Below are 13,342 nucleotides of genomic sequence, written 5' to 3'. Positions count from 1 at the left end.
CCTGTGAATTTTTCGTTAACATGGGTTTTACATTTGTTAATTGATCTGTTAACTTAATCTTAATCGTTTAAGTTGCCAGGTCAAGTGTTGTGTTTTTGACCCACAAACTTAAGCAATTTTGAAGACACACACTATGCTATTTCTACAGGAGAAAATAATGAGCAAGCAACGTTCCCCAATTGCACTCGCTATCGCATTGGCATTTGCCGCTAGTCCGGCATGGGTCCATGCACAAGAAACCGACACTGCCGATAGCAGTGCTGATGTGTTAGATTTTGAAAAAATCATGGTAACAGGCTCAGCCAGAGCGACATCGAGAATGGACTCCAGTGTTTCCTCCAGTACTTTGAGCCCGGGCGACTTTGCCGTTGCTACCCCCAGAGCTACGGCGGAAATTTTTCGCTCCATACCTGGCATTCGCTCAGAATCAACCGGTGGTGAAGGTAACGCGAATATTGCCGTAAGGGGCTTACCCGTAGCAGCAGGTGGCGCGAAGTTCTTGGTATTGCAAGAAGATGGCTTACCGGTGATGCAGTTTGGTGACGTGGCTTTCGGTAATGCCGATATCTTTATTCGCGCTGACTCCACCATCTCCGGTATTGAAGCCATCCGCGGTGGTTCATCTTCCACTATGGCCAGTAATTCTCCTGGTGGCGTAATCAACTTCATCAGTAAAACCGGTGACTTCGGTGGCGGCAGTGTGGCCACCACCTTTGGTTTAGATTACGACACCTTCCGCACCGACTTTGAATACGGTGATGAAATTAACGATTCTACCCGCTTCCATATTGGTGGTTTTTTCCGCGAAGGCGAAGGGCCCCGCGAAACTGGTTATAACGGCAATTCAGGTGGTCAAATTAAAGCTAACTTTACTAAAGAGTTCGACTCGGGCTATGTGCGTGTTTATCTGAAGCACCTGGATGACAAGAGCACAGGTTATTTGCCAATGCCAATGTATGCCGATGGTGATTCTATCGCGGGATTTGATGCTCAATCAGATACACCTCACTCAGTATACCTGCAAGATACCTTGCGCATAAACGGTGATGGCCAGATCAGTCGTGGCGATCTGCGCGATGGCATGCATCCGGTGGTTAACAGCATTGGTTTTGAAGCTAACTTTGATATGGGTGATGACTGGCAATTAGTTAATCGTTTCCGCAAGTCCAGTGTTTCCGGTGACTTTGTCTCACCTTTCCCTGCTGAAGTGGCCAGTGCTTCCAGTGTTGCACAAAGTATTGCGGGTGATGGCGCAGGCTTAGTTTATGCTAATGGACCAAACGCAGGACAGGCATACACCGACAGCACAGGTAATGGTCTGGTAATGCGCGTGCACACTTTCGATGTGGAAATGGAGGACTTTGATTCTTACGCCAATGACCTGCAGTTATCGCGTGACTTCGACAATATTTCACTCACCTTAGGTTTCTACAAAGCCAGACAAAACATCAAGATGTCCTGGTTGTGGAACTCCTATTTAATGGAAGTGAAAGGCGACAATGCCGCGCTACTGGATGCAGTAGCCGCAGATGGCACGAATTACTCAGACAATGGTTTGTATGCCTATGGCGTGCCATTCTGGGGTAACTGCTGTCAGCGCAACTATGACACTCAATACAACATCGATGCCCCTTATATCGCCGTCTCTGGTGAATTTGGCGACTGGACATTAGAAGCCAGCTTCCGCCGCGACTCCGGTGACGCTACAGGTACATACGCTGGTGCAGTAACCAGCAGCATCGATATGAATGGCGATGGCGTGCTTTCCATCCCGGAACAAAGTGTTGCTTCTGCCGATCAAGCCAATGCAATGCCCGTAAACTATGATTGGGGTTATAACTCCTACTCTTTTGGTGCTAACTATCGCATTGATAATGACATGGCAGTATTCGCTCGCGTGAGCCAGGGCGGTCGTGCCAATGCAGATCGTTTGCTGTTTGGTAAAGTGCGAGCTGATGGTTCCGTAGCTGATGAAGATGCTGTCGATATGGTGGACCAATACGAATTGGGCCTAAAGTATCGCCAGGATGGTTTGGGTCTTTTCGTCACCGGCTTTTATGCTGAAACCGAAGAGCAAAACTTCGAAGCCACTTCGCAAAACTTCTTTGATCGCGAATACGAAGCTTTGGGGGTTGAAGTTGAAGCTGCCTATGTAGTGAGTGACTGGACCTTCAAAGGCGGTTTTACCTGGACTGACGCTGAGATTGCCAAAGACGCACTTAATCCTGCGGTTGAAGGTAATACACCGCGCCGTCAAGCAGATGTTATTTATCAGCTAACCGGTACGTATCAGTTCGACAATGGCTCAGCCGGGTTAAACCTTATCGGTACGACAGATGCCTATGCTCAGGATAATAATGACCTGAAATTCGACGGCTACACCCAAGTGAATGCCTTTGTGGATTACAGTATTACTGAAAATCTGTCGGTGGCATTAAACGTTAACAACCTATTTGATACGGTGGGTATCACGGAAGCAGAAGAAGGTAGCGCTGGTCCCAATGACATTATTCGGGCCCGTACTATCAATGGTCGCACTACGTCTGTGACCATGAAGTATCAGTTCTGATAGCCGTTAATTCAGGCCTGTTGAATGCGGGCCTGTTACCCCGAATTTGAGGTTGAGGAAGAAAGTCATGTCCCCACAAGATATACAGAAGCAACGCAATTTGCAGCTGATACGCTGGTTAACTTACTTGATGTTTATGATGTTCGCGATGACCTCCGATTCGGTGGGCGAAATCATCAAAGAAGTAAAACGCGAATTTGATGTCAACAATACCCAGGCTAGTTTGATGCACTCCCTGTTTATGGTGGGTATTGCCTTTTCCGGGCTGTTTTTGGGCTTTTTGGCGGATAAGTTTGGCCGCAAAAAAACCATAATGCTGGGTCTGGCACTCTTTGCCCTGTCTTGTTATTTGTTTCTGGTAGGCACTTCTTTCACCTTCATTTTAGGTTTGATCACCTTATCTGGTCTCGCTGTAGGCATTTTTAAAACCGCCGCACTGGCGCTGATTGGTGATATTTCAACCTCCACTAAAGAGCACACAGGCACCATGAACGGTGCCGAAGCCTTTTTTGGTGTGGGAGCCATTATCGGGCCATTGATTGTGGCTTGGTTAATTCGAGAAGGCGTCCACTGGACCTGGCTCTATGTTATTGCTGGAGTTCTGTGCACTCTGTTAATTTTGATGGCCTGGAAAGCAGATTATCCAGACCACAGTAAAGGCCAAAAAGCCGACGAACCCATTGACGTTCGACGCAGCCTGAAGCTGCTTGGCAATCCTTATGCTATGGGGTTTTCCATAGCGGCTTTCCTGTACGTAGCTGCAGAAAGCGCCATTTATGTTTGGATGCCCAGCTACCTGATGTGCGATGCTACCACCCTTGAAGCCACCTTTAGTTGTTACTCTGAAGGCCCGGAGCAAATGCTGGCCATGTATGCCGTTTCCGCTTTCTTCTCCTTGAGAGCCATTGGCCGGTTCGTGGGTATCTGGATGATGCAGCACTTTAACTGGGCACTGGTAATGCTGATGTTCAGCTTCGCCATTATGGTTTGTTTTATTGGCGGTCTTTGGGGAGGCCGTGAAGTAGCCCTCTATATGTTCCCTTTGTCTGGCATTTTTATGTCGGTGATTTATCCCACGATTAACTCCAAAGGCATCAGTTGTTTCCCGAAACACGAGCATGGCACGGTAGCAGGAGTGATCTTATTTTTTACTGCCGCAGGTGCAGCTGCCGGACCACTGGTGATGGGAATCGTTAGTGATGCGTTCGGCGGCGATGCCATGTACGGCTTTATCGTTGCCACCGGGTTTGCCACATTTCTATTCATTGGTTTTCTCTACAACTTTTTAAGAAACCCAACAGAAACCAGGCTGGCAGAAATTGAAAAAACTGAATATCAAAACTAATTGATAAATTAGAGAGAATTGAGCATGAACAAGCTTTATGCCGCAATTGAAGCGGGTGGCACCAAATTTAACTGCGCAATCATCGACAATTCAAGAAACATTATTGCCCAGCACCGTATTGCCACCACAACGCCAGACGAGACCTTGAGTGCTTGTACCGACTTTTTTAAACAACAACAAACAGAATTGGCTTTTGACGCGCTGGGACTGGCTTGTTTTGGCCCGGTAGATCTCAATACGGATTCAGCGACATGGGGCAATATTACCGCGACGCCAAAACCTCACTGGAGTGACACCCCGATAACTCAAATTCTGGCTGAAGCACTCAGCTGTCAAGTCGCCATCGACACCGATGTTAATGCCGCTGCCATGGCAGAACATCTTTGGGGAGCGGGCATGGGTTGTGACACGGTGGTGTATGTCACTATCGGAACAGGGGTAGGCGCAGGTATCGTTATTAATGGTAAGCCCGTGCATGGCCTGATCCACCCGGAAGCAGGGCACATGATCATCGGCGAAATCGATGGCGTTAAAGGCGTCTGCCCTTATCACGGTAGCTGTGTCGAAGGTCTGGCGTCCGGTTATGCCATGGCGCAAATCTGGCAACAACCAGCAGAAACCCTACCAGAGGATCATCGCGCATGGGATATTCAGGCACAGGTGATAGGTACTTTTTGCCACAATCTTTTAGTGAGCTATAGTCCGCAAAAAATCGTCTTAGGTGGCGGTGTGATGCAAAAACCCGGACTACTGGAAGCGGTAGTTAAGTATACTGAGCGTAGCTTAAATCAATACCTAACCTTGCCTACGGATATCGCATTCAAAGATCTCATTTGTTTGCCTGGATTAGAGGATAAATCAGGATTGTACGGAGCCTTGGCATTGGTTTTAGACAACTAAACAGGGCTATTGAAAAAGCTGCAGATAAGACGCCTGCAGCTTTTTAACCACCTCTATATCAGAATCAATATTGGCCCCCAAATATAGGTGAGTGCTGAGATCATGAGGTTGAAACCAGGCGCGGATGCGTTCTGCGTCATAACCTTTTTGGGCGGCGATAATTGTGATTACCTCTTTATTGACTAATAGTCCGTCAATTAAGCCTTTGTAGAGTAAGTCTGCAAGCTCCGACAAATCACTGCGCACCACGAAATGCTTGTCCTCAGAGAAGCCTTTGCGCAATAACCAATCGTGAATAAAGTCATTGCGCACCGTGCCCAATATCCATTTTTGCGCATCTTCGACGGAGTGTATCTGAATTTCTTCCCGATCTGCCAAGGCAATAAAACTGAATTGGATCTCTCCCATACTGCCAATCCAGTGAAAACTCTGTTCTCGAGAGGCGTATCGGGCCATGGAAAAAATCAGGGTATTGGGACGATTTTTAGCCAACTCGTAAGCGCGCGCCCAAGGATATACCTCGATGGGCAGTTCCAAGGCATTGGCCGCCAGCAGAGCACGTACCCGTGTTACCGCTTCACCAGCAACATTCTCACCTTGTTTTATTTGCAGTGGCGGTAAGAGCTCTGTCACCACACGCCATTCTTGGGCTTGAGCTGGAACAGCAATAAAGAGCGACAATAAAAAATAGAAGGTTTTTGATTTGAATACTTTCCTGTTAAACACACTTGCAACGGCTAACACTAAAATTCCTTAATCATTACTACAAACGTATTAAACGCATTTCATTTACGCGGATCCATAGCTAAAGGTAGACCAGGAAATCAGGATTGCAAAGTATCAAATTCTACCCAATAAGTGCGCTGTTTTGGTAAAAAGCGCGCAATTTAATTTGCCATTGAAAGCATAAGTTAAGTAAGCTGGTCTATGAGCCTGAAACAGAAAAAACTAAAAAATAATGATAGCAAGCCAACTGGAAATAATAGCTCAAGGCAAGCAGTACCTGCTCAAGCTCACTGATGCACAATACGTCAAAATCGTAAAACCTCTATTTAACAGCAGTGCCGGTGCCCACATGCGGCACATCATTGACCACTATATGGCGGTAATGGATGCCAATGAAGCTGTAGTCAACTACAACGTACGCCATCGCTTTTGCGATGCTGAAAAACACCGCGGCAAGGCCCTGGAGCAACTCACCGAAATAGAGACCTGGCTTGCTGAATTGAGTGAAGAGCAACTAAACCACCCAGTCAGCGTTATTTCTGAAATATCCATTAGTAGCCAACAAGACTTTGCAGGCAATTCGACATTGGGGCGAGAGTTGGTATTTGTCTCCAGTCACGCCGTGCACCACTATTTCACACTGAAGCTAATTGCTAAATCTCAGGGCATCCAGCTGGATGAAAGCTTTGGGCTGGCACCGGCAACGGCAAGCTTCCAACGCGGTGAATTAACTGGCTAAATGGCCTGAAAAGTGACTTTCGACCACTATTGTTGATGATATTCTTTGTAGGACTGCCAGCCTTCAGCTAAATATTGCTTACCCAACTTTTCCGGCATATTGAGCAGATCAACACAAAGCAGCAATCCCGGTGTATCGGCAAAATTGCTATCGAGCCCCAGGCAGTAGAACTCCGCACCAAGCTTTTGGTAATGCTTGAGTAAAACGGGGATATCCTTGCCGTCTGCTTCCAGTGTTTTCAAAAATGAGGTCAGATGCTCAGCCAAATCATACTGCTGAGCAAACGCCTGCAGATCTGGCTGTAATGGTATATTCCAGGGTGTTCTGGCACGCACTGTAGAAAGGGGACGAACCAGCGCCTTTTCCATCAGCGCGATACTGCGCTTGTCATATAACTTGCTTATAGACACAGTGCCATATAAGCGGCGATATTGAGGGAATTTGCAAACAAATGCACCGATACCGCGCCATAGCAAATACAAACCGTAGTAACTGCGCTGGTATTCGGGAATGAGAAAAGAACGCCCCATTTCCAGGCACGGCTCTTGTTGGTTGTAAAAACCCGTATCAAACTCGAACATCTGCGATAAATACAAAGATGCTACACCATTTTGCTGCAATAGTTTGTCGGTTTGGCCCATGCGATAAGCACCGATGATCTGTCCCTCTTCGCGATTGACAATAAACAGTTGCGTGTAAGTGGCATCAAATTTGTCAGTATCCCTTGGCTCCCCACTGCCTTCATCGTGTTGCCTGAACACCAACTCTCTGAGGCGAGCAATTTCATTAACCACTTGAGGAAGTTGAGATTGAAATCCGTAATAAACATCAAATTGTTTATAAGTGACCAAATGCTGTTCTGCAGGTAGATTGGCAATTTCGGTCAGGATAGTCGCTTTGTCGACTGGCTCGGCAAGTGATGAAAAGTTTGCCGTATTGAGTTTGGGCCAATCGTGACGCCATTCATCAGTACAAGCCACACTCAAACAGCGCGCCAGGTCAGCCTGCTCCTGCCCCGCTTGTTGTGCCACCAAATACTTAGCCGCGAGGCTATTTCCGGTATTTAACTTAACGATAGCATTAGTTTTGTTGAGTAATTCTCGTCCTAAAAACAGCATCCGCAATGGATAATAAATAGATTCGATACGATAAAACATGTCACTGTTTTGTCCCTCAACCCAGACAGGTAAAAACTGCGCTTGTGATGACTGCACGAGTTTTGCCACCAGGCGATTCCACGGATGTTCTACCACACGATTTTGCTGGCGCTCTTTATAGCTCACTTTACCTGAAGGAAATAGCAGCAACGCCCCACCCGCTTTAACGTGCGCCATGCTGGTACGCAAAGAAGGTCCGTTGCGGGGATCTCGCTCAGAAAGCGGGTTGGTAAAGATAAAGTAGTCCTGCAGCTCAGAAAATATTTGTAGCCCGACATTCGCCAGTACTTTTATATCCTGCCTGACTTTGCCCAACAGGCGGGCCAAAATTACCCCTTCAAGTCCACCGAAAGGATGATTACTGGCAATCACCACAGGTCCGGTTTTAGGCACCTTGGAGAGCAACTCTTGCTCACCCTCGATAGTCACATTTAAAACCGATAGTAACTTATCAGCAAATTCCTCTTTAGCCAGTCCCTGCATATTGTTGGCTTCGTACAAGCGTTGCATTTTGGCAAGCCCCATAATTTTATCAATCAAACGAATGGGCAGTGTGATGTGTGTTTTTTGCTTTTCCGGCGGCAGCAAAGAGGCCAGACTAATCTGTGAGGTCATGTTGTTCGTGAGCTAAGAGGTAAAATTTAATATAATCTGTATATGTGACCGACATTGGCACAATTTTATGTCAGACACCATAGGGTTAAGAAAAATTTCATCTCCTTACCTGTCGGAGGGTGGTAAAAAAAGTAAATCTACCCATACTAGAGCGTGTTGACCTAATTTAAAATTCACTATTTGGACAGTCCATGAGCCACCTTACAATTACTACGCCGGATGACTGGCATCTACATTTCCGTGATAACGATATGCTTGCAGAAACGGTTCCTGCAACTTCCCGCTGTTTCAATCGCGCTATTGTGATGCCGAATTTAGTACCACCTGTCACCGACCTGAGCCTGGCTAATAGCTATCGGGAGCGCATAGAAAGAGCGATTCCCTCTGGTCAAAACTTCACGCCGTTAATGACCCTCTATTTAACCAATAGCACCAGTCCTGAAACTATCTTTAAAGCCAAAGAAGGTGGAATTGTTGCTTCAAAACTCTATCCAGCGGGAGCGACTACAAACTCTGAAGACGGTGTTTCATCATTACAGAGTCTCTACCCGGTATTTCAGGCAATGTCCGATTGTGGCATGTTACTATTGGTTCACGGCGAGGTAACGGAATCTCACGTGGATATCTTTGATCGCGAGAAAGAGTTCATTGAACAACACCTGACACAAATCGTAGCTGACTTCCCCAAGCTTAAAATCGTTCTGGAACACATCACCACCAAAGACGCGGCTGATTTTGTGGCTAACGCAGGCGACAATATTGCAGCCACGATCACACCACAACATTTACTGCTCAACCGCAATGATCTGTTAGTGGGCGGTATCAAGCCACACAACTATTGCTTACCTGTACTGAAGCGCAATACCCATCAACAGGCGCTCCGCGCTATGGTGCAATCTGGCAATAAAAAGTTCTTTCTGGGCACCGATTCGGCGCCTCACGAAAAAAGCAAAAAGGAAAGTGATTGTGGCTGTGCTGGATGTTACAGCGCCTGGAGTGCTATCGAGCTCTATGCACAAGTATTTGAAGAACTGGATGCGCTGGAACACTTTGAAGCCTTCGCCAGTTTCAATGGTCCGGATTTTTATGGTCTGCCAAGAAACTCTGGCAGCATAACGCTGGTGCGGGAAAGCTGGACGGTTCCAGAATCCATCAATCTGCCCAATGGCAATCCTATCGTGCCATTCTTTGCGGGTCAGGAACTGCAATGGAAACTCAAAACTGACTGAGTTAACGAACTTAAAATACAGCAATAAAAAAGGCAGCCTTGCTGCCTTTTTTGTGTCTGCTTTTTGATTGCGATTAATTAGTTAAAAATATCGCGGAAATGGGCACCAGGAAAAACAAACCAACGATATATGCCAATCCCCACAATTTTTGTTCAGCCACCTTCATAGATAAGCCATGGGAAGCTTTGATGGGAATTTCACGCAAAAACTTAACCCCATAAATCACTATCACTCCCAGGAAATTATACAAAAAGTGCACTAAGGCTATTTGCAGCGCGAAACCAGCATTGGCCCCCGTTACTGCCAGAGCAGCGATGACGGCGGTAATACAAGTACCGATATTTGCCCCCAATACGAAAGGATAAATATCGCGATGTGTCAGTACATTATTGCCTACCAGCGGCACAATTAATGATGTTGTCGTTGAAGAAGATTGCACCAGTACCGTAATTACAGTACCCGAAGTAATACCGCTAATGGGACCCTTACCAATACTGCTGTGCAAAATATCTTTGGCCTTACCCACCATCAATGACTTCATAGTTTTACCCATAAAGGTGATGGACAAAATAATTAAACCAACGCCAATCATGGCCATTAATGCCCCAGCCCACTCATCCGGCAAGAAAGAAAACAGGCTTTTCAGTAAGTCCGCTCCCGGCGCAGTTATTGCCTTAAGCGGATTAAAACCGCCCAACGACAAGCCACCACCAATGTGGAAGAACTCCATCAAAGTAGCACTGATGCGCTCCAGAAGATTAAAGGCGATTTCCAAAGGCAAGAATATCAAGACGCTGAGGATATTAAAAAAGTCGTGGATGGTGGCTGAAGCAAAAGCCCGTTGGAATTCTTTTTTATCCGCAACATGCCCCAAGCTCACCAAGGTGCTGGTAATACTGGTGCCGATATTGGCCCCCATGATCATGGGTACGGCTATGGTAATGGGTAAACCTCCCGCCACCATGGCAACGATAATTGAAGACACCGTGCTGGAAGACTGAATAAGCGCAGTACTTACCATACCGATAATCAAGCCCATTATCGGGTTAGAGGCAAATTCGAATAATTCTCGAGCGTGGTCACCTGTTGCCAGTTTGAAGCCAGAACCGATGATGGTAACGGCCAATAAAACGCCATAAATCAGAAGTGCCAGAAAGGCCCACTTCTTGGCTCTGTTTGAAGAATCTGAGGGAAGTTGCACTTCCTTATTCTGCGATTCTTCAAGATTTGAATGAGTCATCTATAATTCCAACAATACACAAGCACACAGTACTTATAGGGTAACTGAAGCGCTTAGAATCAAAACATGCCACTTGTATTTGAACTTTTTCAAACAAGTTGGATGAAAGCTCTCACAATTGTCTTACATTTTCGTGAAAATTCATTGATTCAGCACAGAGTTTTGCAAAACTGCGGCATTATATACAAAAGCAACGGACTTGTGGCAAAGATAATCGTGACGAATATCTATGCCATAGCGAAATTTGTAGGGGAAAATATCAGGAAAATTCAGATCACCGAGTATTTGCGGGAATTATTTAAGTGGATTGCTAGTTTAACCATGGCGTTGTGAGGTATCATGCGCATTTTTTCCAACAGGCAAAACCGAGGTATTCATGGCAAAAGTCGCGATTGTGATGGGCTCAAAATCTGATTGGCCAACCATGCAAAAAGCAGCGTTAATGTTACGGGATTTAGGTGTAGAGTTTGATGCCAAAGTGGTATCGGCGCATCGTACCCCCAATTTGTTAACCGAATTTGCCGAAGGTGCCGCTGAACAAGGTATTGAAGTGATTATTGCCGGCGCTGGCGGTGCTGCACACCTGCCAGGTATGATTGCCGCGCATACCCACCTACCTGTATTGGGCGTACCAGTGCGTTCTTCACAACTCAGTGGTTTGGACTCATTGTTATCCATCGTACAAATGCCAAAAGGCGTTGCCGTAGGGACGCTGGCTATAGGCGAAGCGGGTGCCGCCAATGCCGGACTATTGGCCGCGCAAATGCTGGCAAACCACGATGAAGCGCTAAGAAAACGCGTAATTAACTTCAGAGAAACACAAACAGCGACCGTGCTGGAGCAAGGTGAGCTGGAGTTACCTGAATGAAGGCGCTCGTCTATGGCGGTGGGCAACTAGCCCGAATGATGTATCTGGCTGGATGTCCATTGGGTATTCACGTCAGAGCCGTCGATGTCAATAAAGATCAGGTTATCAACCCCATCAGTAAAACACCTGCCAAAGTAACATTAGCCGAAGCCGTTGATGATGCTGATGTAATTACTGTTGAGTTTGAGCACGTTCCAGAGCACTTGCTTAAACTCGCTGATGAAACTGGCAAACTCAAACCCGGCATCACCGCTATTCGCGCCGGAGCTGATCGCGTTAAAGAAAAGAACCTATTGGCCAGTCTGGACATTCCCACCAGTGAATTCCGCGTTATGAGCAACGTCAGTGAATTGCCAGAAATCGTTGAGCAGTTGGGAACACCATTGGTACTTAAAGCCAGTCGCGATGGTTACGATGGTTACGGTCAATGGCGCTTAAAAGACAAATCCGACATTAGCGAATTGAGCCTGGCACTATCCAAGCTGGACTTGCACACCGTGCCGATTATCGTGGAAAAGATGATCAACTTCTCCAGAGAAGTCTCACTTGTGGGTGTTCGCTCACAAACAGGCGAATTTGCATTTTATCCCTTGGTGGAAAATCACCATCACGAGGGTCAGTTACACCTGACTATCGCTCCGGCGCCTCAAATCACTGAGAATCTACAAGCTCAGGCTGAAAATATTTTCAAAAAGCTCGCGGAAGAACTGGACTATGTGGGTGTGTTAGCAGTGGAATTTTTCCAGGTTGAAGAACAACTTCTAGTGAATGAAATTGCCCCACGAGTGCACAATTCGGGTCACTGGACCATGCAGGGAGCTGACACCTGTCAATTTGAAAACCACCTGCGGGCGGTTTGTGGTTTACCACTGGGCTCAACCGAATTACGCTCGGCAACAGCCATGGTGAATATTATTGGCTGCGGTAGTTTCAGCCGAGATATGTTGGCTATTCCCGGTTGCCATATTCACTGGTATGGGAAAACCGCGCGTGCTAAACGAAAACTGGGACATTTTAATGTCAGCGCGTCAGATAAAGCGACGTTGTCTAGCCGTTTACTGGAACTGCAAAAACATCTGCCAGAAGAGAGCTTCCCGCTACTCAAATCCTTGGCGGAGAATCTGCAATAATAAAACTGCAATTATTATTCAATTTAGTACGTGATTGTGCTTGACAAAATAAAGGGCGTCGCTAAAATGGCGCCCGCTTCGATGCATAGCATCACAGCGAAAAGGTTTTAGTGTGCCGACTTAGCTCAGTTGGTAGAGCAACTGACTTGTAATCAGTAGGTCGCCAGTTCGACTCCGGCAGTCGGCACCATTCCTTCTCTTCCCCGATTCTTTCTATTATTCAAATCTTGTACTTTATTTCAGATGTCGAACTGATCAGTTCGATTATTCGTATCATCTCTGTTACTTCAAATTCCAACGCCAAACAAATAAGTTTTATTTACTCCCCCCTACCCAAGCTTCTGAATTCAGGTTTTTTGGGCTAAATTTATAGTCATCCATATAGATTGGTAAGGTCTGATGCTGGAAATCACTGCCATTGATCACATCGTACTGAGAACCTCAAAACTCCAGCAGATGCTTGAGTTTTACTGCAATGTACTGGGCTGCACTGTCGAGAGAGAAACCTCTCCAGAGAACGGATTAGTTCAGTTACGAGCCGGAAGTGCTTTGATTGACCTGGTGACTGTGAAGAGTAAATTGGGCAAGCTTGGCGGTGAGGCACCGTCAGCAACGGGCAACAATATGGACCATTTTTGCCTGCAGCTCAAACCCATATCCGATGCAGCTATCAAATTGCATCTGGCAAACTTTGGTATCACCGAAGGGGATTTCGAACAACGCTATGGGGCTCAGGGATTCGGCAATTCCATTTACATCAAAGATCCGCAAGGCAATACGGTAGAGTTGCGCTCAATGATTTAAGATTAAGTTCACCGGGCCCG

At 46.5% G+C, this 13,342-nt stretch carries 12 protein-coding genes and 1 tRNA gene; 10 read left to right on the top strand and 3 right to left on the bottom strand.

What is annotated here, in order from left to right; genetic code table 11:
* Positions 1 to 157 precede the first annotated feature (157 nt).
* The 3 genes from AABA75_RS02445 (at position 158) to AABA75_RS02435 (ending at position 4,814) form a co-directional block, all read left to right on the top strand.
* Positions 158 to 2,569, top strand: coding sequence for a TonB-dependent receptor domain-containing protein (locus tag AABA75_RS02445; protein WP_338290857.1), 2,412 nt, complete (start codon positions 158 to 160; stop codon positions 2,567 to 2,569).
* Positions 2,570 to 2,699: 130 nt separating this feature from the next.
* Positions 2,700 to 3,914 (top strand): MFS transporter, encoded by a 1,215-nt coding sequence (locus AABA75_RS02440; RefSeq protein WP_338294785.1) that lies wholly within the window; start codon positions 2,700 to 2,702, stop codon positions 3,912 to 3,914.
* Positions 3,915 to 3,938: 24 nt separating this feature from the next.
* Positions 3,939 to 4,814 (top strand): ROK family protein, encoded by an 876-nt coding sequence (locus AABA75_RS02435; protein ID WP_338290854.1) that lies wholly within the window; start codon positions 3,939 to 3,941, stop codon positions 4,812 to 4,814.
* 6 nt (positions 4,815 to 4,820) lie between these two features.
* On the opposite strand, the gene AABA75_RS02430 is transcribed toward AABA75_RS02435, so the two are convergent.
* Positions 4,821 to 5,558, bottom strand: coding sequence for a hypothetical protein (locus tag AABA75_RS02430; RefSeq protein ID WP_338290852.1), 738 nt, complete (start codon positions 5,556 to 5,558; stop codon positions 4,821 to 4,823).
* 214 nt (positions 5,559 to 5,772) lie between these two features.
* On the opposite strand from AABA75_RS02430, the gene AABA75_RS02425 reads away from it, so the two are divergent.
* Positions 5,773 to 6,279, top strand: a complete 507-nt coding sequence (locus AABA75_RS02425; protein ID WP_338290851.1) for a DinB family protein — start codon at positions 5,773 to 5,775, stop codon at positions 6,277 to 6,279.
* A 26-nt stretch (positions 6,280 to 6,305) separates the two neighbouring features.
* Here the strand turns inward: AABA75_RS02425 and AABA75_RS02420 are convergent, their stop codons facing one another.
* Positions 6,306 to 8,051, bottom strand: coding sequence for a lysophospholipid acyltransferase family protein (locus AABA75_RS02420; RefSeq protein WP_338290850.1), 1,746 nt, complete (start codon positions 8,049 to 8,051; stop codon positions 6,306 to 6,308).
* 191 nt (positions 8,052 to 8,242) lie between these two features.
* Between AABA75_RS02420 and pyrC the strand changes: the two genes are divergently transcribed.
* Positions 8,243 to 9,280: a dihydroorotase gene (pyrC, locus tag AABA75_RS02415; protein ID WP_338290848.1), complete on the top strand. Its 1,038-nt coding sequence runs from the start codon at positions 8,243 to 8,245 to the stop codon at positions 9,278 to 9,280.
* A gap of 73 nt (positions 9,281 to 9,353) precedes the next feature.
* Here the strand turns inward: pyrC and AABA75_RS02410 are convergent, their stop codons facing one another.
* Complete coding sequence (locus AABA75_RS02410) at positions 9,354 to 10,520, bottom strand: Na/Pi symporter (protein ID WP_338290847.1); 1,167 nt, start codon at positions 10,518 to 10,520, stop codon at positions 9,354 to 9,356.
* 201 nt (positions 10,521 to 10,721) lie between these two features.
* On the opposite strand from AABA75_RS02410, the gene AABA75_RS02405 reads away from it, so the two are divergent.
* From AABA75_RS02405 to AABA75_RS02385, 5 genes are all read left to right on the top strand, one after another.
* Complete coding sequence (locus AABA75_RS02405) at positions 10,722 to 10,853, top strand: hypothetical protein (protein WP_338290846.1); 132 nt, start codon at positions 10,722 to 10,724, stop codon at positions 10,851 to 10,853.
* A gap of 43 nt (positions 10,854 to 10,896) precedes the next feature.
* A complete protein-coding gene (purE, locus tag AABA75_RS02400) occupies positions 10,897 to 11,388 on the top strand; it encodes a 5-(carboxyamino)imidazole ribonucleotide mutase (protein ID WP_338290845.1) in 492 nt (163 codons plus the stop codon).
* Positions 11,385 to 12,518: a 5-(carboxyamino)imidazole ribonucleotide synthase gene (locus AABA75_RS02395; protein ID WP_338290844.1), complete on the top strand. Its 1,134-nt coding sequence runs from the start codon at positions 11,385 to 11,387 to the stop codon at positions 12,516 to 12,518. Before purE ends, AABA75_RS02395 begins: the two co-directional genes overlap by 4 nt.
* Before the next feature lie 114 nt (positions 12,519 to 12,632).
* A tRNA-Thr gene (locus AABA75_RS02390) sits at positions 12,633 to 12,708 on the top strand.
* 209 nt (positions 12,709 to 12,917) lie between these two features.
* The gene (locus tag AABA75_RS02385; RefSeq protein WP_338290843.1) at positions 12,918 to 13,322 is read left to right on the top strand and encodes a VOC family protein; all 405 of its coding nucleotides are present in this window, start codon (positions 12,918 to 12,920) and stop codon (positions 13,320 to 13,322) included.
* Positions 13,323 to 13,342 lie beyond the last annotated feature (20 nt).

Source organism: Planctobacterium marinum (assembly GCF_036322805.1).
Classification (GTDB): Bacteria; Pseudomonadota; Gammaproteobacteria; order Enterobacterales; family Alteromonadaceae; genus Planctobacterium; species Planctobacterium marinum_A.
Note: the sequence above shows the minus strand (reverse complement) of the source record. Positions and strands in the feature narration are given on the sequence as shown.